The organism is Rhodanobacter sp. MP1X3 (assembly GCF_014207165.1).
GTDB lineage: Bacteria > Pseudomonadota > Gammaproteobacteria > Xanthomonadales > Rhodanobacteraceae > Rhodanobacter.
Window position 1 is genome coordinate 79,863 of the sequence record NZ_JACHCO010000004.1, and the last position, 22,629, is coordinate 102,491.

22 protein-coding genes are annotated in these 22,629 nt (G+C 58.3%); 13 read left to right on the forward strand and 9 right to left on the reverse strand.

Annotated features, from left to right (window positions below):
• Nucleotides 1-112 precede the first annotated feature (112 nt).
• The 3 genes from HDE79_RS11860 to HDE79_RS11870 all read right to left on the reverse strand — a co-directional run bounded on the left by HDE79_RS11860 (nucleotide 113) and on the right by HDE79_RS11870 (nucleotide 3,216).
• Complete coding sequence (locus tag HDE79_RS11860; protein ID WP_184602194.1) at nucleotides 113-1,360, reverse strand: DUF2235 domain-containing protein; 1,248 nt, start codon at nucleotides 1,358-1,360, stop codon at nucleotides 113-115.
• Nucleotides 1,361-1,501: 141 nt separating this feature from the next.
• Nucleotides 1,502-2,395, reverse strand: coding sequence for a pirin-like C-terminal cupin domain-containing protein (locus HDE79_RS11865; protein WP_184602195.1), 894 nt, complete (start codon nucleotides 2,393-2,395; stop codon nucleotides 1,502-1,504).
• Between the two features lie 86 nt (nucleotides 2,396-2,481).
• A complete protein-coding gene (locus HDE79_RS11870; RefSeq protein ID WP_184602196.1) occupies nucleotides 2,482-3,216 on the reverse strand; it encodes an isochorismatase family protein in 735 nt (244 codons plus the stop codon).
• A 128-nt stretch (nucleotides 3,217-3,344) separates the two neighbouring features.
• Between HDE79_RS11870 and HDE79_RS11875 the strand changes: the two genes are divergently transcribed.
• Nucleotides 3,345-4,265 carry a LysR substrate-binding domain-containing protein gene (locus tag HDE79_RS11875; RefSeq protein ID WP_184602197.1) on the forward strand — a complete coding sequence of 307 codons (921 nt, stop codon included), beginning with the start codon at nucleotides 3,345-3,347 and terminating at the stop codon, nucleotides 4,263-4,265.
• A gap of 110 nt (nucleotides 4,266-4,375) precedes the next feature.
• Here HDE79_RS11875 and HDE79_RS11880 read toward each other — a convergent pair whose 3' ends face one another.
• The 3 genes from HDE79_RS11880 to HDE79_RS11890 form a co-directional block, all read right to left on the reverse strand.
• Nucleotides 4,376-5,245: a hypothetical protein gene (locus HDE79_RS11880; protein ID WP_184602198.1), complete on the reverse strand. Its 870-nt coding sequence runs from the start codon at nucleotides 5,243-5,245 to the stop codon at nucleotides 4,376-4,378.
• A 311-nt stretch (nucleotides 5,246-5,556) separates the two neighbouring features.
• Nucleotides 5,557-6,561 carry a hypothetical protein gene (locus tag HDE79_RS11885; protein ID WP_184602199.1) on the reverse strand — a complete coding sequence of 335 codons (1,005 nt, stop codon included), beginning with the start codon at nucleotides 6,559-6,561 and terminating at the stop codon, nucleotides 5,557-5,559.
• Nucleotides 6,562-6,764: 203 nt separating this feature from the next.
• A complete protein-coding gene (locus tag HDE79_RS11890) occupies nucleotides 6,765-8,039 on the reverse strand; it encodes a YCF48-related protein (protein WP_184602200.1) in 1,275 nt (424 codons plus the stop codon).
• Between the two features lie 661 nt (nucleotides 8,040-8,700).
• Between HDE79_RS11890 and HDE79_RS11895 the strand changes: the two genes are divergently transcribed.
• The 12 genes from HDE79_RS11895 (at nucleotide 8,701) to HDE79_RS11950 (ending at nucleotide 19,998) form a co-directional block, all read left to right on the forward strand.
• On the forward strand, nucleotides 8,701-9,261 hold the full coding sequence (locus HDE79_RS11895) for a sigma-70 family RNA polymerase sigma factor (protein ID WP_184602201.1): 561 nt from the start codon (nucleotides 8,701-8,703) through the stop codon (nucleotides 9,259-9,261).
• Nucleotides 9,258-10,061, forward strand: a complete 804-nt coding sequence (locus tag HDE79_RS11900) for an anti-sigma factor (protein ID WP_184602202.1) — start codon at nucleotides 9,258-9,260, stop codon at nucleotides 10,059-10,061. The genes HDE79_RS11895 and HDE79_RS11900 overlap by 4 nt, the downstream gene beginning before the upstream one ends.
• 25 nt (nucleotides 10,062-10,086) lie before the next feature.
• Nucleotides 10,087-11,502, forward strand: coding sequence for a deoxyribodipyrimidine photo-lyase (locus HDE79_RS11905; protein ID WP_184602203.1), 1,416 nt, complete (start codon nucleotides 10,087-10,089; stop codon nucleotides 11,500-11,502).
• A gap of 228 nt (nucleotides 11,503-11,730) precedes the next feature.
• Nucleotides 11,731-12,711, forward strand: coding sequence for an acyl-CoA desaturase (locus tag HDE79_RS11910; RefSeq protein ID WP_184602534.1), 981 nt, complete (start codon nucleotides 11,731-11,733; stop codon nucleotides 12,709-12,711).
• Between the two features lie 3 nt (nucleotides 12,712-12,714).
• Complete coding sequence (locus HDE79_RS11915; RefSeq protein ID WP_184602204.1) at nucleotides 12,715-14,013, forward strand: FAD-dependent oxidoreductase; 1,299 nt, start codon at nucleotides 12,715-12,717, stop codon at nucleotides 14,011-14,013.
• Nucleotides 14,010-14,807: a DUF1365 domain-containing protein gene (locus HDE79_RS11920; RefSeq protein WP_343205955.1), complete on the forward strand. Its 798-nt coding sequence runs from the start codon at nucleotides 14,010-14,012 to the stop codon at nucleotides 14,805-14,807. The genes HDE79_RS11915 and HDE79_RS11920 overlap by 4 nt, the downstream gene beginning before the upstream one ends.
• Nucleotides 14,808-14,814: 7 nt before the next feature.
• Nucleotides 14,815-16,119, forward strand: coding sequence for a cyclopropane-fatty-acyl-phospholipid synthase family protein (locus tag HDE79_RS11925; protein ID WP_184602205.1), 1,305 nt, complete (start codon nucleotides 14,815-14,817; stop codon nucleotides 16,117-16,119).
• Nucleotides 16,116-16,673 (forward strand): DUF2878 domain-containing protein, encoded by a 558-nt coding sequence (locus HDE79_RS11930; RefSeq protein WP_184602206.1) that lies wholly within the window; start codon nucleotides 16,116-16,118, stop codon nucleotides 16,671-16,673. Before HDE79_RS11925 ends, HDE79_RS11930 begins: the two co-directional genes overlap by 4 nt.
• Complete coding sequence (locus tag HDE79_RS11935; protein ID WP_184602207.1) at nucleotides 16,670-17,452, forward strand: DUF1295 domain-containing protein; 783 nt, start codon at nucleotides 16,670-16,672, stop codon at nucleotides 17,450-17,452. Before HDE79_RS11930 ends, HDE79_RS11935 begins: the two co-directional genes overlap by 4 nt.
• Before the next feature lie 62 nt (nucleotides 17,453-17,514).
• Entirely contained in the window at nucleotides 17,515-18,531 is a 1,017-nt protein-coding gene (locus HDE79_RS11940; RefSeq protein ID WP_255488412.1) for a cyclopropane-fatty-acyl-phospholipid synthase family protein, read from the forward strand.
• Nucleotides 18,532-18,573: 42 nt separating this feature from the next.
• Nucleotides 18,574-19,125: a lipocalin family protein gene (locus HDE79_RS11945; RefSeq protein WP_184602209.1), complete on the forward strand. Its 552-nt coding sequence runs from the start codon at nucleotides 18,574-18,576 to the stop codon at nucleotides 19,123-19,125.
• A gap of 33 nt (nucleotides 19,126-19,158) precedes the next feature.
• Nucleotides 19,159-19,998, forward strand: a complete 840-nt coding sequence (locus tag HDE79_RS11950; protein ID WP_184602210.1) for an NAD-dependent protein deacetylase — start codon at nucleotides 19,159-19,161, stop codon at nucleotides 19,996-19,998.
• Nucleotides 19,999-20,023: 25 nt separating this feature from the next.
• Here the strand turns inward: HDE79_RS11950 and tadA are convergent, their stop codons facing one another.
• The 3 genes from tadA to HDE79_RS11970 form a co-directional block, all read right to left on the reverse strand.
• A complete protein-coding gene (gene tadA, locus HDE79_RS11955; RefSeq protein WP_184602211.1) occupies nucleotides 20,024-20,518 on the reverse strand; it encodes a tRNA adenosine(34) deaminase TadA in 495 nt (164 codons plus the stop codon).
• Between the two features lie 684 nt (nucleotides 20,519-21,202).
• Nucleotides 21,203-21,949 (reverse strand): hypothetical protein, encoded by a 747-nt coding sequence (locus HDE79_RS11965; protein WP_184602213.1) that lies wholly within the window; start codon nucleotides 21,947-21,949, stop codon nucleotides 21,203-21,205.
• 72 nt (nucleotides 21,950-22,021) lie between these two features.
• Nucleotides 22,022-22,456, reverse strand: a complete 435-nt coding sequence (locus tag HDE79_RS11970) for a hypothetical protein (protein WP_184602214.1) — start codon at nucleotides 22,454-22,456, stop codon at nucleotides 22,022-22,024.
• Between the last annotated feature and the right edge of the window lie 173 nt (nucleotides 22,457-22,629).

Sequence of the window (22,629 nt, forward strand, 5' to 3'; positions counted from 1 at the left end):
AAAATGGATCAAAGCCAGCCTTCGTTTATCGTGAGTCTGCCCGGCCCAACGTCGACGGGGACTCATGACGAACGCATGCGCACCATCGAATGCGGCAAGTCCTTCGCGGCTCTTATTCTTCCGATCCGGCCACCTCTGGCCACTGTGCCACTCGGTAATCAGTTGGCAGGTTGACTGGTCGATAGGCTGTTAGCCGCTCGATCCGCTCGAACACCGTTTGGTGGATGAATGCCCCACTCGGAATGACACGCGGCTCGGCACGCGGCAGATACCAACCGAGTAGCGAACGGCGCGGCCTCCATTCCCGCCACTTGACCCTCTTGGGCAACCATTCAAGGAGCTTCCATCCCGTAGTCATCGACACGTGAAGTTTTGCCGTCGCATCTGGAGCAACGTACACATGGTTGCTTCCCTTTCTTGGACGCCCAATAACGAGATGATTCACCATCGCACGATTGACAAGGAGACCTTTGGCATGGGCTTCCTCGATCATCCAGAGGAGCGGATATTTAGAAAGGCCGCTTTCGGACTCGGGATAACCGCCACCGACATCGGCATGGACACCTGCGAACCAAACTTGAAGGACATCTTGGGGGATTTCAGAAGCCGGGTTAAAGGGAGCCGGTCGATATGGTTGGCCTTCCTTCCAAGCGTTCAGCCGGAACATTCTCCTGCGCTCGTCGATCGCCATCGCTTGTCGAAAGGTCTTGACGCTTGAATTGGTCCGAGTGAAACGCAGCGTTTGCAGGTCAGGCAGAAACGTGTCCTCGCGGGGAATAATGACCGACGCAACCGTGTCCCATACGCCTACAAACTCGATACGAATAGTCTTGACGCCGATGACACGGCTGAAATGCCAGGCCGCCTCAAGTTCCGTGCTGTGGTTTTCTTCGCCCGTGTCAGTCTTGCCATCCCCAGGCTTTCTTCGATTCACGCGCTGACTGTCGGCGCTTGATCTCTTGAAGGCTGTAAGCGCGTATCCGGCCAAATTGAGTTGATCGGGACGGAGCACACCGATGACATGGATAAAGGCAGCGAGAACGCGCACCGTGTAGGCACCTCGGCTGAACCCGAATAGCCAGACCTTGTCGCCCTCCTCGTAGGTTTGGCTCAAGAAGCGATAAGCGCCGAGCACATCGTCATCAAGCCCATAGCCAGTCACCAGGCCAAATACACCACGTGCCTCTTGTTTGAAGCGTTGCCAGGCATTCTTCTGACCAATAGTCCCGATGCCAGGATTGTAGTAAACGCGTTGGCGATCGCCCTTTTCGAGAATTCGGTAAAGCTTGAGCACATTCGAGATAGTGCTGTCGATCTGATTGCCGGTACCGTCACAGCAAATGACAATATTTTTCGGCATTGTCTCCCCTTATCCCACGCCTAACACATGACTGGACTGCTTCGGAAATTCAAGACACTTGCCCTCCTCACGCTGGGCCTGTTCAAAGGCCCAGCGCCAGATGACTATGACGGCAGGTTCGATTGTAGAAGACCAGCAGACTTATCTAAAAGACATCACGGAACCGAACTTCCCGGCTTGGAAATCTGCCACGGCTTGCGCGGCCTCTTCCTGGCTGTTCATCACGAAAGGCCCCCGTTGCACGATGGGTTCGTTGATGGCCGGACCGGCAATCACCACAAACTTTGTTGCAGTGGATAAAGCATGCAACTCGACGACACCATCTTCGCTGGCGGAGACGGTTATGGCATCGCCCGATGACAAGCTGGCTTCGAAAGCGCTCTCCAGTGCGTTACGTTCACGCGTCCTCATACCTCCGCTGCGGACGTAGAGCCATAGATTCCAGCCGGATGGCAACGGCACTGCAGTGTGAGCATCGGCATCGAGCGATCCGTCAACGATCAGAATGGGCTCTGGTGTATGCAAAGGAGAGGTCCTTCCATCCAAAGTACCTGCCAGTACACGTAAACGTAAGTTGCGGCACTCAATCGTGGGTACATCGCTGGCGCGCAACAGCATCGTGCCTGGTTCGATGCGTTTCAGACGCTGTGGCAGGTTGACGAATAACTGCAGGCCATCCAGTCGGGCGTGTTCGCCTTCCGGTTGCTGCGTATGCACGATGCCTTTGCCAGCCAACGTCCAGTGCAGGTCACCGGGCCCGATATGGTGATCGTTGTGCACGCTGTCATGGCTGCTCATCCATCCCTGAGTGTTCTCGAACAGGATGGTGACGGCCGACATGCCAGCATGCGGATGCAATTCGAATGTCGGACCGGTCATCACGAAGTGATCAGCCAATACCAGAGGGCTCATCGCACCACTGAAGTCGGTATGGCGGAACTGGCGGATATCGCAATGCGCACCGACGGGATGCGGCGCGCGCGCGACCACGTGCGAAAAACGCAGGCCCGATGAATTGAAGAGGGACGCGGACATATAGGTTCTCGTGGTGTTGGTGTAATGGCGTGCTTTGGACTTGGCAAGAGACGGAACCGCTATGCCAGCGACTCCGCTCTGGTCGCTCACTTGCCTTGCATGGCCTGACCCATGAAGTGCGAAACCGGCATGGATGGATCCAGTGCGCCGTACACGGCGCCCGCTTTCGCGGAATGGTTGTCCTTCAGCATGTCGACCAGCACGGCCGACGTGTTGACCGGAATGACGCCGGCCTGGGTCAGGCGGGCCAGCGTGATGTTCTGCAGGCTAGGGCTCCAGGTGCCTGAGGCATCCATGTCGACGTAGACGTTATAACCATCCGCCAGCGCGCCCAAGGCGGGGAATGTGGCACAGACATCCGTGGATACGCCGGCAATGATGAGGTTCTTACGGCCCGTGCGCCTGATGGCATCCACCACGCGCGGATCGTCCCACGCGCTGACCGTGCTACGAATGATCGGCTTGTCATTAGGCAGTGCATCGGTCAACTCGGGAATGGTGTCGCCGAACGGGCCACCGGTGACCATGGTCACCACGACCGGCACGCCGAGTGCCTTGGCGCCACGGGCCAGGGCCACGACGTTGCGTACCAGTTGCAACGAATCGATATCCCTGACGCCATAGATCAGCCCCGGCTGGTGATCCACCAGCAGGATGACCGAGTTGTCGGGTGTCAGGCGCTGTGTGTAGCGGCTGGTTGCGGGTGTCATCAGCGTGGCGGAACTGGTGGACTCGACCGCCGCAGCCGGCTGGTTCAGGGCGGTGCCGGCAAGGGCCAACAGGGGAATCGACAGGATCAGGCGGGATGTCAGGCGGTTCATGGAGCGTCTCCTCGTATTAGGTGACTGCACACTATCTGTCGCCGTTAATGGCTTGAACTGGCAAAAACAGCCATGCTATGTCCTGTAAATCAGGACAATTTTGGTGAATACATCTCAGGACAGAATGTATGGAAAGGCTTGATGACCTCGTCTTGTTTGCGGAAGTAGTCGAGCATGCAGGTTTCGCGGCAGCGGCGCGTAGCCTGGGCATGCAGCGATCCAAGCTGAGCCGGCGTATCGCCGAATTGGAACAACGGATGGGCGTGCGCCTGCTCCAGCGCAATACACGGCGTGTTTCGATGACCCCGGCCGGCGAGCAGGTCTACGCCCATGCACGGACGGTATCTGAGCAGGCGCGTGCTGCATTCAATGTCGCTGCTGAGTGGAATGGAGAACCGCGCGGCGCCTTGCGCCTCACCTGCCCGGCACCGTTCGCAGCGGCGGCACTGACGACCGTGGTCGCTGAATTTTGCCGGCTGCATCCGCAATTGCATGTGTTGATCGATGCCAGCGATCGGAAAACTGATCTGATCGGCGAAGGATTCGAGCTTGCGTTTCGCGCACAAGGGGCGCCGCTTGACGACTCGAGCATGGTGGCGCGATTGATCGGCGATGTCCCGATGATGGTGGTGGTCAACCCGACGTTGCTGGCATCGCGGGATAGGCTGCAGCATCCCGATCAGTTGCTTGAACTGGGCATGCTCGCCCACGCGACGCACGATGGCGTCAAGAGTCTGCAGTTTTCCCAAGGCGGGAAGAATGTGCACACGCTTCATTACACCCCGCGTCTGAGCAGCGGAAACATCAGCGTATTGCAAGCCGCCGCTATTGCCGGCATGGGGGCGGCGTGCTTGCCTCGTTACCTGTGCAGGGATGCGCTGGCGACAGGGCAGCTGATCGATGCCTTCGATAGCCAGGCCGGTTGGCGATCGGATGCTGCGCAGATATACGCGATACAGCCTGCGCGACGCGGTATCGCCTTGGCGACGCGTCTCTTTCTGGAATTTTCCATACCGCGGCTTGCCAAGGTTTTGCGCGATGAGGTGTGAGGATTCAAAAGATGTGCGCGTTTTAAACCCTTCAGCAGCTCAGAAGGTCGCGCTTCGTTCGGGTGAGGTGCCGTTGGCCACCAGGAGCAAACACACTGGCCGGCTGGGAGTCAGGCAGCCAGTCGCTTCCATAGATTGCTGGCAAAACGTTCCGCTGCATCAGGACAGGCCTCGAGGTGCAGAAAGGGTTCGATCATTTCCAACTCCATCAGCAGAAAATTCCCCCTGGAAATTACACCGTCCACCCGTGCATAGGCGATGTCGGCGTGGCCAGTCGCCACCGCGGCAGCCAGAGCACGTTTTGCGCTGGCGATAAGCGACGCATCAGGCTTGATGGGGTTTGCAGTGCCACCGAAATCGGATTGCACACGGTAATCACCCATCGCCGGTTTCTTGATCACCGCGTGACTGTACTCACCATCGAAAAATAACAGAGACCACTCGCCATCGCTGACAACTTCTGGTACGTAGGGTTGAACCAGATAGTCGAATTCCAACGGCAGTTGTGCGATGACGCGATTGAACTCCGTTTCGCCAACCACGCCGCGCGCCGTATGCCAGGCCGTGCCGCTGATCGTCGGTTTAACTACGACCTCTTGCGCGGGCATCGTGGCCAGCATTTGCTGCAATTTCTTCGCGGGTGTGATCAACGTTGGAATGATATCGACCCCCTGCTCTGCCAGGTCGAGCAGATAACTCTTGTCGCTATTCCAGCGCAGCAGGTTTTTGTTGTTGATCGTCGGAATGGAGAGCTGGTCCAACCATTGTCTAAAGGCCGGATAGTGCTTGAAATAATCCCAGATCGAACGTATCAACACGGCGTCAAATGCCGCCCAATCCACACGGGGGTCGTTCCAAACGCAGGCGGTGGATTCGACGCCGAGGCGCTGAAGCGAGACCATGAGGTGGCTATCGTCCGGATGGATGCCCGGAACGATCACGGATGTGGCAACGGCAAGACGAACATTAGAAACAGACATTGCTAAACCATCCAGTGATCAAGGACGCTCTTCCGAAGAAATCGGAACCGAACCTGGCGGATCAGCTCCGTCTCATTCCCCTCAGCTAAGACTGCACAAAGACCGACTTGTGCGCAAAAGGCAGACATCGAGTTTATATGGATTTCTATCGTAGACACTTCCTTTGGACCAGCCCAAACTAACGCGCTAGTACCATCAACGTAGTGACGATAAGGGATGGTTATCGCACACGCCGGACGCTCACCTTCGACTGAAGGCGGACTTTCTTGATTTCTTTAGAAACCAATACCTCAGGTATAAAACGTCGATGACTACGGGCCATCACTGGTATGCGCTCGTACAAATTGTTCAAGCTCGAGTAGCTTAAATAGGTCTGCGTCACTCGTATGAAAGGCCAGCTCGTCAGGTAGCGGCAGGTATAAATCAGGCAAACCGCTAAGCTCGTATAGGAAATTGTCAGAATAAAACTTCTCGATGCGCGCCAATTCGGGTACCAGTTCGCCCATGGACGAGGCGGGTGTGTAGCCTTTGCGTATCTTGGCGAACCCTTCCAGGGCGTGAGCACATTCCTCGCATCCGCTGTTTACGCCCTTCTCCCAAAGACGGTAGGCATCCAACCGATGACCTTCCATGTCGGCCAATACGCCGAGATCATTGTAGGCAGCCGCATAACCCTGGCTCAAAGCGCAGTCGAGCATGGCCTTGCCGGCCGGGCGCAATGCCTTGGATTGGATGACGATGGTTCCACCTACCAGCTCCATGGCCTCGGGGCTCCCTCGTTCGATTGCATCGGCAAGCAATTGATACATGGCCTTGTCGTCGCGACCATAGAGATAAGTCGCGTACTTGTACGCGGCAAGTGGAATACCTTGCCTCACGAGCCGCTCAAGCTGGACGCTGGCTACCCCCTGCGCCTTCCCATCCTTGGGATAGCGGATTGACCAGACACTGTCCAGATAAGTAGCCTTCCAACTGCCCGCCTTGATGGCGGCGGCTAACAGATCCTCTCGTCGCTGCTTATGAGCTGAGTCGTTCCAAAAGTTCTCGATGCGCTCACCTTGGTCGACATATTTGACTAAGTCGTCGAATGCACGCGACGCGTTGGCACTGTCTTCCGGGGTGTGGTCCTTAGCCTTGCGGCAGACAAAGGGTTTGCCACGGAATTGAGCGATCAATTCTGCATTGTTCTCCTCCGAACTCACCCCGTCCCAAACAGGGGAGTGATTTAAGCTTGCCAACGGCTGCAACGGCTGTGCCGATGCGGCGCTACCTGCCAAAACCGCAAATAGAACGCATGACAGTAGAAAAATACGCATGGAATGGAATCCTTCCGATCTAGCGAGAATAGGTCTGGCGAGTTCCCGCTTGGTGCGGCGAGTTGTCCGATCTTGCCAAGGAGACTCGTCCGAGGCGAGCTGAGCTGAAACTACAATTGTCGGCCGCACAATTTTTGATCTATTCGATTACACCGTAGCCGAGTTCATCGCGAACACCGGCCATCGCTGCAGAAACGCCAGCTTCATAAAGGCCACGAGAGAATTAATGGAGAACTGTCTAGCTGCGCCTGTCCCTGCTTGGGCGCAGTGAAACTGCCCACACCAGTGACCCAGGCACGATCTCGCCCCAGTGCCAAGCCCCAGAGTTCGACACCCTGCAGCTTGCCATGAGCAGCTTCAACCACGTTCATCCAAAGCAGCCAATGCCGGCCACCATCCGAGCTGGTGAAAATCAGGCCATTGCGCGTAACGAACCAGCCGTGATCAGCATCGCTTAAACGCAGGCGAGTGATAGCAACATCATCATTGCCATCGACGTCCCCCGGTAGATCCACCGCTGCCGGCTGCCATTGCTTCCCACCATCCCACGTGCACCACACTTTGTAGCCACCGCCGATACAACCATGTTCGGGCCCGCTGAAATTCAGCCCCATGAGATGGCTGCCTGCGGCATCCAGCGGGACAGCGCTCCAATGCGTACCGGCGTCGTCCGTACGTAAGACCGTGCCACCGCTGCCCACGGCCCAGCCGTGATGGGCATCCACGAAACCGACTTGCTGCAGGGCGATGCCTTCCAGCGATGGGGGCACGGGCACCCGCTCCCAGTGTTGACCACCATCGCTTGTACGTAGAATACCGGCCTCGATCGTGTCCCGAACGCCTGCCTGCCCGACGACTACGCCATGTTCGGCATCGGCGAATGCGACACCAAAGGCCTTCCCACGGTCGTCGCCACCAAAATTCAAATCATCATGTTTTTTATCGAGGTAAGTCGGGAATGTGGCATTGAAGGACTCCCAGTGCCCGCCTGCGTCTTGTGTGCGAAGAATTCCCGCTTCATCGCCAACCGCAAAAGCGCGCTGCGTATCGACGAGTGCAATGCCGTTTAGGGCATTGGCAAAAGGCATATGGGTCGCGATATGCCACGCTCGGGCATCCCCATCACTCGTGGCGACTTGCAGGCCAGGACCGCCAACGGCGTAAAGGCGCCCCGATGAGTTCACGACGATATCGTTGAGAAAGGTGTCGGCGCCAGCAAGCTCAATGGCGGTTGCCATGTGCCCGTTCCATTGCAGCGGCAAGTCAAACGCCTTGTAGTCTTTCGCGGAGAAGTCGTACGGATTGAGCGCATCGGACAGATCTACGCACTTGGTCCCCGTGCAGCGCGGATAAGCTGGCTGGATCGCTGTTGCAGCCGCAGTCTGATCTCGTGCCACTTTGGGGGACTCATCATGCGTAGAGCAGGCACACAGCATCAAACCACATGATATTGATATGAACCAATGGGTCATCGCCATTAGGATTGCTCTGAATTATCAGGTCGCATACTAGCCTTGATGAGCGGAAAAAATATCGAACGAGTCCGAAAAATTGTTTGGTCATTGGGCAGCATCATGAGCTTCTCTTTCCTTGGAAGACTCTACCGATGGGACCAAGTAGAGTGTCCTCTCTTCGCCGACGCCGCAGAAGCCAGTTGGGTTCGAACTCGATGCCTGATTCACCACCACGAGTACATACTCCTTCCCGTTAATCACCTTAAGAATAAGAAGCCGGAAACACGATGCTGGAGGCGCTCATGAGCGAATGCATGAATGCGGCTAAAACCCAAACAGGCTGAACTTCGTGTCGTGTTGCATTCACCTCGTACACGCGATGTCGCCTCTCTGAAATAGACGGCCGCCCGATAGTTCAACGGCCGTTGGAGGCTGTTCCTCTGCAATCGCCAGTGGGACCTTGCCCAAATTCAGGTCGGCCACCAGCTGTTTCAGCTTGCGATTTTCCTCGTCGAAGTGCCGCAAACGGCACAGTTTGACCCGCCAAAAGCGCCGACCGGTGCCCGTGCTTGCAAGCGGGCTATGGCCGCTTCATGCTACGGAAGTGCTCGCGGGCATGGCTTGTCAAAGCCGTGTGCCTCATCGCCACCGGGCGGTTTCTTCATGAACACAGGATCGTTTGCCTATGAGCGTCACCAGTCCCGCTGAGCGTGAAGAGCTGAACCGGCTGCTGATACAGACCGGGCGTAACGACCAAAAAGCCTTTGCAGAACTGTACAAGCGCACCTCGTCCAAGTTGTTCGGTGTCTGTCTGCGCATGCTGCGCGATCGCAGCGAAGCCGAAGAGGTGCTGCAGGAAACCTATACGACGGTCTGGCGCCGCGCCGCCGGGTTCGACGCCGCCAAGGCTAGCGCCATTACCTGGCTGATCACCCTGTCACGCAACAAGGCCATCGATCGGTTGCGACAGCACCGCGAGGAGCTGATGGATGACCCGTCCAAACTCGAACAGACGGTAGACGATCAGCCCACGCCGGCAGCCGATGCCGAAACCAGCCAGGAGTATGGGCGCTTGCAGCATTGCCTCGATGCACTCGAACCACAACAACGTGATTCGGTACGTGAAGCCTTTTTCACCGGAGCTACGTATAACGAATTAGCGACGCGCTCCAAGGTGCCGCTCGGAACCATGAAAAGCTGGATCCGTCGAAGCTTGATGCAATTACGGGTATGCCTGGAACAATGAATACACCAGCCGACGAGGGTAACGACAATCTGCGCTACGCCGAGTACGTGCTTGGCGTACTAGACGCCGATGCGCGCGCGGCCGTCGCTCAGGAAGTCCAGACGACTGACGAAGCCGCGGCGGCGGTCGCCTTGTGGCAGCGTCGTCTGATGCCGTTGAGCGATGAGATCGCCAGCGTCACACCAGGCGCCTACGTGTGGGTAAGGATTCATGACGACCTGCAGCTCGATGTGCCGGTGGTTGCCACGCGAACCCAGCCGAGCAAGGGACTATGGAACAACTTGCCGCTGTGGCATTGGCTTGGCATCGGCGCGAGTGCGCTGGCTGTGGCACTGCTGGTGGTCATCGCATTGCCACATCGCGAAACCGCGCCTGCAGTAACAGCGAGCGCTGGTTATATGGTTTCCACTATCCAGCAGGACAACGGAGTCACCGGCTGGACCGCCACGATGGACCTCGATCGCGCGCGGATGGTCGTGGTACCCGCTGCCCCCGTCGCGCTCGCCAGCGGGCGAGCACCCGAACTGTGGCTGATCCCCCAAGGCGGCAAGCCTATCTCGGTCGGCATGATCACGCGTGATGCACCAACAACGATCACGCTGGATTCTTCACTGCTGGCCAAGCTTGGCCCGACCGCCTTGCTTGCCGTGTCGGTGGAACCGATAGGTGGGTCACCGACCGGTCAACCCACTGGAGCGGTCATTGCCAAGGGTTCGATCAGCGGCTCACCTGACGCACATGATCACGTGGTGCGGGTAGCGACAACGTTCAATGGCATGGGCGGCGGCCGGTCCGTCTGACTCTGTCACGAGTGCCGTTTCGCGCATGAGCACAGCACTGGTTCTGTTTCGGCGCGATCTACGGCTGATCGACAACCCGGCCCTGACCGCCGCGTGCGAGTCGCACGAACATGTGCTGCCGGTGTATATCCATGACCCGGATGAAGATGGCGCCTGGGCAGCCGGCGGCGCTGGACGATGGTGGCTGCACCATTCGCTGACCTCACTGCAGACGCGGCTGCACAGTCACCATGCGGGCCTGCATATCCGTCGAGGTCACAGCCTGGCTATCCTGCAGGAGCTGATAAAGCACAGTGGCGCCGAGGCTGTCTATTGGAACCGCCTGTACGAACCCAGCGCCATCGCAAGCGATACCCGCAACAAGGCCGCCTTGCGTGAGCAAGGCATCGCCGTGCACAGCTACAACGCTGCGCTATGGCGAGAGCCGTGGCAGATCGCCACGCAACAAGGCGACCCGTATCGGGTATTTACGCCCTACTGGCGCAACCTGCGAGCACACCTGCAGGTAGTCGCGCCCCTGCCCGAACCCACGCTGCGCGGCTGGAACAAGCTTCCCGCTGGATTGGAGTTGTCGGCACTAGAACTGCTGCCGGCCATTCCATGGGACGCGGGTTTCGCTGAAAGCTGGCAGCCGGGCGAACACGGTGCCAAGCAGATGCTGGAACTCTTCTGCGATGACGCCGTGACCGACTATGCGCAGGCGCGCGACCTGCCCGCGCGGCATGGCACATCGCGCCTTTCGCCATACCTGCATTTCGGCGAGATCTCGCCGCGGCAAATCCACTTCGCCCTGATCGAGCACGTCAAACGCATGGATGCAAAGCGGCGGCCGGATATCGAGCCGTATCTGCGTGAACTGGGCTGGCGCGAGTTTGCCTATCACCTGCTCTATCACTTTCCGAAAACGCCGACGGAAAACTTCAATCCGCGCTTCGATGGCTTTCACTGGAACCCGCCCGACAAAGCGTTGCTCAAACGCTGGCAGCAGGGGCGCACCGGTATTCCGCTGGTCGATGCCGGCATGCGCGAGCTGTGGCATACGGGATGGATGCATAACCGTGTGCGGATGATCGTGGCCAGCTTTCTGACCAAGAATCTGCGACAACACTGGCACGAAGGCGAGCGCTGGTTCTGGGACACCCTGGTCGATGCCGACCTGGCCAGCAACACACTGGGCTGGCAATGGGTGGCCGGCTGTGGCGCCGACGCCGCGCCGTATTTCCGGATATTCAACCCGGTGACGCAAGCAAGGAAGTTCGATCCCGATGGCGTCTACCTGCGGCGCTGGTTGCCGGAGTTGGCCGACTTTCCGCGCGATACGCTGCACGAACCATGGAAGGACCCCGAGCGAGCGAGGCAGAGCGGTTATCCCTCGCCCATCGTTGATCTCGTGCAGTCCCGCCAGGACGCTCTCGCGGCGTATCAGACCCGAAAAGGCTGACGATTCGTTGGTACGGGTCCGCATGGAACCGCTCGCAACGTAGGCTCGTACCAGGGACCGCAAGATCAAGCGCCATCGCTGCGAGCGCAATCCCGGTACTCGTACGCACAGCAGGTGGCGAAATGCCGGCAACGCGGGCTTGTGCATGCATCCGTATCGAGCGTTGGCTCGTACTTGTAAGCACACGCTAGACAGGCAGACACCATGGCATTCTCCAAACCCGTTTCGATGCCTTGCCCCGGCCGGGTAGAGTCCTCGCTACCCTTCGCAGCGACGCCGGTGGGAAAAGGCTCATGGGTCGCTCGACAATTGCGTGCGTGGTTTGACACCTCGGCAGTAGCGGCGATTGACGACGAGCGCGCCGACCGGATCGACTGGCTGCGCGCCGCGCCGTTTATCGCGATGCATCTGGCCTGCATCGCGGTGATCTGGGTCGGCGTGTCGCCGATCGCGCTGATCGTGGCGGGTGCCCTGTATGCGATCCGCATGTTTGCGCTCACCGGTTTCTATCATCGCTATTTTTCGCATCGCACATTCCGGACCTCACGCGCGGTGCAATTCATCTTCGCGCTGATCGGTGCGTCATGCGTGCAGCGCGGACCACTGTGGTGGGCCGCGCACCATCGCAATCATCATCGCCATGCCGATACCGAACTCGACCCGCATTCGCCGACCATCTACGGTTTTATCTGGAGCCACGTCGGCTGGTTTCTGACGCCGCGCAATTTCCAGACGGATCTTTCGCGCGTGCCGGACCTGGCCAAATTTCCTGAGTTGCGTGTGCTCGATCGCTATGACACGTTGGTGCCGGTCGTGCTCGCTGTTGCGATGTATTTTTTTGGCGTACTGCTGCACCACGTGGCGCCACAGCTGGGCACCAGCGGTGGTCAGATGCTGATCTGGGGCTTCTTTGTTTCGACCGTGGTGTTGTTCCATGCCACCGTCACGATCAACTCGCTGGCGCACCGTTTCGGCTCGCGTCGTTACGAGACCAAGGACAGCAGCCGCAACAACGTCTGGCTGGCATTGATCACCTTTGGCGAGGGCTGGCACAACAATCACCACTACTTCCCTGGTTCAAGCCGTCAGGGCTTTCATTGGTGGGAAATCGACATCACCTGGTACGGCCTCAAGCTGATGTCGGGGCTGGGACTGGTGCAGGGTTTGAAGCCGGTGCCTGCCTGGGTGTACGCCAAGGCGCGGAGCTAAGCCATGCGCATCGCCGTGGTGGGATCAGGTATCGCGGGCCTTGCATCGGCGTGGCTGTTGTCGCGCGAGCACGAGGTCACGCTGTTCGAAGCCGGTGATTATCTGGGTGGTCATACGCATACCCACGACATCATGCTGCATGGGCGCAACTACCGGATCGATACCGGCTTCATCGTGCACAACCCGGCGCATTACCCGCTGCTCACACGCATGCTCAGTCAACTCGGTGTGGCGTCGCAGGCCACGACGATGAGTTTTTCGCTGCACAACGAAGCCACCGGACTTGAATACAACGCGGCCACGCTCGACACGCTGTTCTGCCAGCGCCGCAACCTGCTCTCGCCGCGCTTCATCGGCATGGTGCGCGACCTGATGCGCTTCTATCGCGAGGCACCCGCTCTGCTGGAGCAGCCGCACGACACCGTCACGCTGGGCGATTACCTCACCCAAAACAGCTACGGCACCGCCTTCCGCGATGAGCATCTGGTGCCAATGGCATCCGCGCTGTGGTCATCGCCACCCGCCCGGATACTCGGCTTCCCTGCCCGCTACCTCGTGCAGTTCATGGCCAATCACCAGATGTTGCAGATCAGCGACCGTCCGCAGTGGCGGGTGGTAAAAGGCGGTTCGTCGAGTTACGTGAAAGCGCTGCGCGCCCACTGGTCGGTGCGCGAACGACTGAATTGCACGGTGCGTTCGATCTGGCGCCATGCCGAAGGCGTGGAAGTGGAAAGCCTCGCCGGCATCGAGCATTTCGATCAGGTCGTGCTGGCCTGCCATAGCGACCAGGCGCTGGCGCTGCTGGCGGATGCGGATGATCGCGAGCAATCGATCCTCGGCGACATGCCATACCAGGTCAACGACACCGTCCTTCATACCGATGCCAGTTTGCTGCCAGTGCGCCGCAAGGCCTGGGCTGCCTGGAATGCATGGCTTCCGCGCGATCCGACCGAAGCCTGTACGGTGAGCTACTGCATGAACCTGCTGCAAGGTATCGAATCGCCCGAGCCCTTCGTCGTCACCCTGAACCGTACCGACGCGATCGATCCAGCCAAGGTGCTGCGCCGCATGCGTTACGAGCACCCGGTCTACAGCACCACCTCGGTGGCTGCGCAGACTCGCAAGGCCGAGATCCAGGGCCGTCGCCACACATGGTTCGCTGGCGCCTACTGGGGCTGGGGCTTCCATGAGGACGGCATGCGCAGCGCGGTCGAAGTGGCCGAGGCGCTTGGCGTGCGCTGGTCCGCCGATACCAATCCGTTCCATGAAGACGAGCCTCACGAAGAGGCGCTGCCAGCGTGAACGCCAGACTCTCCATCGAGAGTGCACCCGCACCGGCGCCATTGGCTAGCGCCATCTATGAAGGCGTGGTGCGTCATCGTCGGATGGGGCCACACCCGCACAGCTTCGATTACAAGATGGCGCAGGTCTATCTGGATCTCGACGAGATCAACACGGTTTTCGAGCAGCGCTGGTTGTGGTCCAACGAGAAGCGCAACCTGGCGCAATTTCGCCGCGATGATTATCTGGGCCCCACCGAATTGTCGTTGGCCGATGCCGTGCGTCAACGCGTCGAACAAGCCACCGGTGAACGACCGGCCGGACCGATTCGTCTGCTGACGCATCTGCGTTACTTTGGCTACGCCTTCAATCCAGTGAGCTTCTATTACTGCTACGCCGAAGACGGTGTGACCTTGGTCTGCATCGTTGCGGAAATCACCAATATGCCGTGGCGTGAGCGTCACGCTTATGTGCTCCCCATCGATACCGCCGAAACGCATGGTCGCGCCATGGGCTGGATTTTCCCCAAGATCTTCCACGTTTCGCCGTTCATGCCGATGGCTCGCGACTATGCCTGGCGCTTCACCGCGCCCGGGGAGGATCTACGCGTGCATATGGACGTATTACGTGACGGTGAGCGTGAGTTCGACGCCACCCTGACCCTGCATCGGCGCCCTTTGAACAGCGCATCGCTTGCACGCGTGCTGTGGCGCTATCCGCTAATGACGGTGCAGGTCGTCAGCGTCATCCATTGGCAAGCGCTTCGCCTATGGCTAAAACGCAACCCTGTTTACGATCACCCGCAACCGCTTTGAGGTCCACATGAACGCCGTCGTCAAATCCAACGTCACTCAAACTACCCATGCGTCGACGGTGTCCGCTGGCGCACGTTTCCTGCGCCAGCGCTTGCTCGCACAGATGGCGGGACTCCAGCAGGGGCGACTGGTTCTGACCGATGCATTGGGCAAGATCGAACTGGGCACGCCAGCCAACCAGCCGACCGATATCGTCGTGCATCTCGACGTACTCGACACGGGTTTCTACCGCGCGGTCGCAGCCAATGGCAGCGTTGGTGCAGGCGAAGCTTATATGGACGGCATGTGGCGCTGCGACAACCTGGTCGGGCTGATCCAGCTGCTGGTGCGCAACCGCGATCTGCTCGACGGCATGGAGATCGGCATGGCACGGATGGGCGGCATGGCGATGCGCGCGTGGCATGCCCTGCAACGCAATACGCGTACCGGCAGTCGACGCAATATCGCTGCGCATTACGATCTGGGCAACGATTTTTTCGAACTATTCCTGTCGTCGGATCTGATGTATTCCTCGGGGATCTGGGACGGCGCCAACGACACGCTGGAAGCCGCCTCTACACGCAAGTTGGAGCGCATCTGCCGCAAGCTCGATCTCAAGCCGACCGACCACGTGGTCGAGATCGGCACCGGCTGGGGTGGCTTTGCGGTTTACGCCACTCAGCACTACGGCTGCCACGTCACCACCACCACGATCTCCAAAGAGCAACACGCGCTGGCCAGCGAACGCATCGCTGCTGCCGGCATGAGTGCGCACGTCACCCTGCTGCTGGAGGACTACCGCGACCTCACTGGCACCTACGACAAGCTGGTGTCGATCGAAATGGTCGAAGCGATCGGCGCGCAATATATCGACACGTATTTCGCCAAGCTCGGCTCGCTACTGAAACCCGATGGACTGGCACTGCTGCAGGCCATCACCATCGAGGATCACCGCTACGCAAAGGCCGTAACGGAAGTCGACTTCATCAAGCGGCACGTGTTTCCGGGCAGCTTCATTCCGTCGATCAGCGCGATGCTCGATGCCAAGACGCGCACGACCGATCTGGCGTTGGTGCAGCTGGAAGACTTCGGCGAATCCTACGCGCGTACTTTGGAAGCATGGCGTGGTCGATTCATCGCACGATTGTCGCAGGTTCGCGCGCAGGGCTTCGATGATCGTTTTATCCGGATGTGGGAGTTCTATCTCGCTTACTGCGAGGGCGGTTTCCGCGAACGTTCGATCGGCGTCTCCCATCTGTTGCTGGCGAAACCAGACAATCGTCGTCCATCGCTGCTGCCGCCGCTTGGAGCGGTAACCAAGGTCCATGCATGAAATTCTGGGTCTGCCTCATCGGCTATCAGTCGGTCTGGTTCGCTGCCGTGATTGGCGCGGAGCACGGGCTGGCGTGGCCGGGCGTGCTTGGCATGTTGATCTACGCCTCGTTCCAATTGGGTCTGCTGCATAACTACAAGACGCACCTGTCGCTGATGGCTGCGGCACTCGTCATGGGCTGTGTGGTGGATGGTGGCCTGGCATATACAGGCTTGGCGCGTTTCGGTGCGCCGTGGCCATCAGCCTCGTTTGCACCGGTGTGGATTCTTGCACTGTGGATGACGTTTTCGTTGACCTTCACCCTATCGCTGGCCTATTTGCAGAAACGTTTGTGGGTTGCCGTTCTGTTCGGCGCCATTGGTGGACCGGTGGCGTATATGAGTGCGAGTCGGGGATTCGATGTGGTGACGTTTGCCGACCCGAGCTGGCGCGGCCTGCTATGGCTGGGAATCGGCTGGGCGCTGGCGACACCGGCGCTGGCCTGGCTGGCAAAACATTCGTCGCCGACAGAAAGGACCGAGCCGGCGACAGCACTGCAGGGACACGCATCATGAATCCCTGGATTCAGCTCGCCTGCCTTTGGGCATTGGCCGCGCTGATGATGACCCTCGGCTGGATGTGGCAGCGTCTGCGATCCAACGCCGGCATCGTCGATGTGCTCTGGTCGTGCGGCGTTGGCGGCAGCGCCGTGCTGTTTGCCACGTTAGGCGATGGCGCTACGTGGCCGCGGCTGATCATGGCCGTACTCGGTGGCTTGTGGTGCATACGTTTGGCCGCCCATTTGTGGAAGCGCGTCAGCGGCGAGCCGGAAGACGGACGCTACCATCATCTGCGTGAACACTGGAAAGGCAATCAGTTTTACTTCTTTCTGTTCTTTCAGTTTCAGGCGTTTTTGATCGTGCTGTTTTCGCTGCCGTTTCTCGCGGTCGCACACAACGCCGAGACGCACGGTTCATGGATGCTGGCAGCCATTGTCATCTGGCTGATCAGCGTTATCGGTGAATCGGTTGCTGACCGCCAACTGGCAAGGTTTCGGGCCGATGAATTGAATCGCGGAATGACTTGTCGCGCTGGCCTGTGGCGCTACTCGCGCCATCCCAACTATTTCTTTGAATGGATCCACTGGTTCGCCTACGTCTGCCTCGCCGTGGGTTCGCCCCGCTTCTGGCTGGTGTGGTCGGGACCGGTGGTCATGTACATCTTTCTGCGCTGGATCAGTGGCATTCCCTATACCGAGACGCATGCGCTGCGTAGTCGCGGTGACGATTACCGCGATTACCAGCGCACCACTCCAATGCTGTTTCCCTGGTTTCCCAAGAGGACCGAACGATGAGTCATCCAGCCGTTGTCACCGCCGAACTGCCGCAGGAAAAGCCTGCTCCCGGCCTGCTGGGCATGGCCGAGCGCGGCCATTTGCCTGACGCGCTACTGCGTCAAGGCATACGCCGTATGTGCGCACAGCGTCTGCGCGAAGAAATGGCTGGCGGACTCGATGAGCAGGCCGCGCGTTTTGCCGAACGGATCGAGATGCTGCGCCAGAGCCCGGTGGCGATCCACACCGATGCCGCCAATGCTCAGCATTACGAATTGCCGCCTGCGTTCTTCGAGCAATGCCTCGGCAAACGCCTGAAATATTCCGGTTGCTACTACCCGCGCGGCGACGAAACGCTGGAGCAGGCCGAGGAAGCGATGCTGACACTTTACGGTCAGCGCGCCGAGCTGGCCGATGGCCAGAAGATTCTCGAACTCGGCTGCGGCTGGGGTTCGCTCACGCTATGGATGGCCGAACGTTATCCGAATGCGCAGATCACCGCTGTCTCCAATTCCAGTCCGCAGCGCAAACATATCGAAGCGCAATGCGTGAAACGCGGTTTGTCCAACGTGCACGTGATTACTCAGGACGTGAATCAACTCGAGCTGGATTCCGCACAGTTTGATCGCTGCGTGTCGATCGAGATGTTCGAGCACATGCGCAACTACGAAACCTTGCTGGGTCGGGTGGCTAGGTGGCTGAAACCTGGCGGTAAGCTCTTCGTGCACATTTTTGCGCACAAGACCCTGATGTATCCGTTCGAGACGGAGGGTGACGACAACTGGATGGGTCGCCATTTCTTCACCGGCGGCCTGATGCCGGCGTCGGACACGCTGCTGTGGTTTCAACGTGATCTGCAAATCGAGCAGCGCTGGCACGTCGATGGAACGCATTACCAGCGTACCGCCAACCATTGGCTGGCGAATCAGGATGCGCGCAAGCAGCAGATCATGGTCACCCTGACCGAAGCCTACGGCGCAAAGGCCGCCGCATTATGGTTTCAACGCTGGCGGATGTTCTGGATGTCGTGTGCCGAATTGTTCGGCTATGACAATGGCCAGGAATGGTTGGTCGCCCACTATCGGTTTGTTCGTCCTTGATGCATTGCCTAGCCGTAGCCGTAATCGACACCGGAGTAATCCATGCGCTTTACCAAAGCCATTCTGATGATCGGCGTGCTGGCGCTGATATCAGTAACTTCGCTCGCGGCCGATATGGCGCCGATCAAGCCGGTCGAGAAAGTCGACCTGCAGCGCTTCATGGGCCCGTGGTACGTGATTGCCTCGATTCCATCGGCGCTTGAGAAGAAAGCCTACAACGCCGTCGAGACCTACACGCTGGCACCCAATGGCCACATCGATACGGTGTTCCGCTATCGCAATAGCGCCTTCACCAATCCGATCAAGACCATCAAATCGACCGGCTTCGTGACGCCGAATACCAACAATACCGTCTGGGGCGTGCAGATCGTCTGGCCGATCAAGGCGCAGTACGTCATTGCCTATCTGGACGACCATTACACCGAAACCATCATCGCCCGCGACAAGCGCGATTACGTCTGGATCATGGCACGCACGCCAACTATCCAGCAGGCGGACTACGATGCGATGGTGGCCCGCGTCACCGCGATGGGTTACAAGGTGTCTGACATCCGCAAAGTGCCTCAGCAATGGCCTGAAGCGGGCAAGAACTAGATCGCTTAACCGGCTTCTCTGACACGGATTCGCATGTTGGCCAGTATTGCTCCAGCGCTCGATACCTCGGCAGCAAGTACTCCGCTGTCCGATTTTTTGGCATCGCATCGACGTTTGTTCGTGTTGACCGGAGCCGGCTGCAGTACGGATTCCGGTATTCCCGATTACCGCGATAGTCATGGCGCGTGGAAACGCACGCCACCGGTGACTTATCAGGCTTTCGTCGGCAGCGAAGTGACGCGACAGCGTTACTGGGCGCGCAATCTGGTCGGCTGGCGGCGATTCGGCACCGCGCTACCCAATGGCACGCATCGCGCCCTGGCAAAGCTCGAAGCCCAAGACAAACTGGTGCTACTGCTGACACAAAATGTCGATCGCCTGCATCAGGCTGCCGGTAATAAAAACGTGATCGACCTGCATGGACGGATGGATGTGATCCGCTGCATGGGTTGCGAGCAGCGACTACCGCGCGGCGAATTCCAGGCTGAACTGCTGCGACTGAATCCCGCATGGGCCGATATCGATGCACTGGATGCCCCTGACGGCGACGCTGATCTGCAAGAGCAGGATTTCTCCGGCTTCAATGTTCCGGTCTGTTTTCAATGCGGTGGCATGCTGAAACCTGACGTGGTGTTCTTTGGCGAAAACGTTCCGCGTGATCGCGTCGATGCGGCCATGCAGGCAATGCGGGAATCCGACGCCGTCTTGGTCGTCGGATCGTCGCTGATGGTGTATTCAGGCTACCGCTTCGTGCATGCCGCCGTTGCTGCAGGCAAACCCGTCGCAGCCATCAATAGGGGTCACACGCGCGCCGATCCGCTACTGACATTGAAAGTCGACCAGTCGTGCGCGCAGGCGCTGGCTTTTATTTAGAACGATAGCGCTATCGTGTAGAGGACTAGCGGCGGGCGCGAAAAAATTCGCGCAACAATGTGGCCGACTCATCAGCCAGCAAACCACCACTGACATCAATACGATGGTTGTGCTTTTCGGATATCAACGTATCGAACACGCTACCCGCCGCGCCGGTCTTTGGATCCACCGCAGCGTAGACCACACGCCCTACCCGCGCATGGATCATCGCCATCGCACACATCGAACACGGCTCCAGCGTCACGTAAAGTGTGGCACCCGACAGACGATGATTGGCCAGCTTTTCTCCCGCTGCACGCAGCGCCTGAATTTCGGCATGCGCAGTGGGATCATGCAAAGTGATATTCCGATTCCAGCCCAGCCCGACAATCTCGTTGTCGATCACCAGCACAGCACCGACCGGCACCTCGTTTTCGGCATCACGCGCGTGTTCCGCCAGCTGCAGCGCGCGACGCATATAACCAACGTCGTCGGCGCTGAACGATGAAGCATTATCCATGATGGTCACTTCGTCACTCATGCCCGAGTTTGGCGATCCGATGTTGAAAGATATCCCGGAGGCACTCTACGGAGTTATTCCCACTCGATTGTCAACTAGTCAGTGAAACCTGCACGGATGCTGGCTTTCAAGCGAGGGCGCTTCAGTCATACCGTCAAGGATACCGTAAAGCCAGTAACACCCCCTTGGTTAAGTCGATATCAGGGTGCTCGAAGCTAGGGGACTATGTCCGATCCACCATTCTCATTCACTGGCAACATCTCCAACAAGCCACCGGCGTACAACTTCGGAACGCCACATCGGCATACGCACTCCGAATCGCGGGTCAGGCCGCGGGAATCGGCCGCTCTTTTGCAGGCGCCAAAAAGTGCTATTGCTGATCCCGAGGACTTGCAGCACGATCTTCTTCCGGACGAGCCCGCTCTCAGGAAGTACTCCAAAAGGTTTTTCGTTGGCTGTCATCAAGCTCTCCTATAGCTAGTGGATGGAGTCTGATGTCACGACGAGAAATGTTGAGAAACGCCAGGAAACGATAGGAGTGCGAATTCAACTAGTGCGCCTGAATATGCGATCCCACCCTGTTCTACTTTGCCTTCGCCAGCGGCGGCCGGCGGCGATCGTGCAGCTGTTCCGAATCTGCGTCCTGACCATGTGAGCACCCGTTGTTGCTGAGCCGTCAATCGCAAAGTTGGATCCACCATATCGCTACTGCGACGTGCTGGTGTTTCCAGAGCCGCCATCGCAACGCACGAATATCTTGTCGAGCTGATCCTTCAAGCAAGCGTCGAGTGGCGCAATACCAGCAACTGCGGCGGAGTCGTCAATGTTCATCGAACTTCTCTGGACTTCCGGATTCATATCGTTACCGGAGGGCAAGCTCCAGTCCGCTTGGAGGTGATATTTCTTAGCGATGGCCGCACCAGCTTTCTTATCAGCCAGATCAGAGTCCATGTCCTTCTCGATATAGCCTTCATGAAGCGCATCGTAGTCTTCGTAAAGATCTACATCCTTCTGCGTCGAAAGACCGCTCGGATCGGCCTGCAGAATTTTCCACTTCTGTCCATCACGCCAAACAGAGTGTGCTGGATCAGGACTGTAATAGACGTGCGCAACCTCCCGGAACCGAACACCCTGCTTCTCATGGATGTCATTCCTACGCACGGACACTTCCACTGAATCGACGCCCTGACCCGCTATTTTTTCTGCTACGGCAATGCCCGTTGCTGTCCACTCCTTCGAAGAGCCACCATCGACACCCACGCCGATTGTGGCGAGCTTCAAATCACCCTGAAACGCCCCGTTGCGCATCGCGCTCTCGACAGTGATGGGCAGCGCCTTGACCGTCGGAGCGCCCGCATACTGTTGGATGGCGGGTGCGTCGTCATCTGATCCACAGGCGCTCAAAGCGCAAACCAGCGCAGCGAACAAAATCACTTTTTTGATGGTTTCCATGCCTTTTCCTGCGCGGTTGTTTGTCACGGCGTCGAATGTTCACTGGCGACTAACGGATAGGCATTTGTCGCTCTATTCTTGCTGATCCTCCTCGTCGTTACCGTAACCAAAATGCGTGAAGTAGCGGCTGGGCTTTCCTTTCTTTCGCCACTCCGGTGTAAATTTTTCGATTCCAGCTTTGACACCCTTTGTCCCGATCCCATCGACGTCGGTAAGAAAGAGCACATCGAACTCATCGTAGTTGTCGAGGTCATCAATGGTATCGTAGGTGCAAATGAGCCCTTTGCTGTTGACCATATACGTCAGCAGTAGCACATCGTCGCCTTCTTCTTTTCCCCATCGTTCGGGACGACGCTTCAACTCCTCTGAAATGGCATTCTTCCGGTGCATTTTTGTCGAGCGCATGCCGATTTCAACAATGACGACGTCATGTTCTAGAAGGTCATCACAGATTTCGCTGTCCGTCTGGTCCGGATTCGTGTCGATCAAAATCGTGCCAATGGCCATGGGCCTCACTTCCTCATTCTCGTTCTGCGCATTCTTTTCACCTTTTTTGCTGTGCCGTGCGGCGCACCAAAGTGCGGCTCACCGTATCGAGCAACGCGAAGTTGGTGGAGCCGCTAAACGCCAAGGCGCATGCAAGTCCTGCAAGCCCCGGTTCTGGGAGCAGGACGGCACCG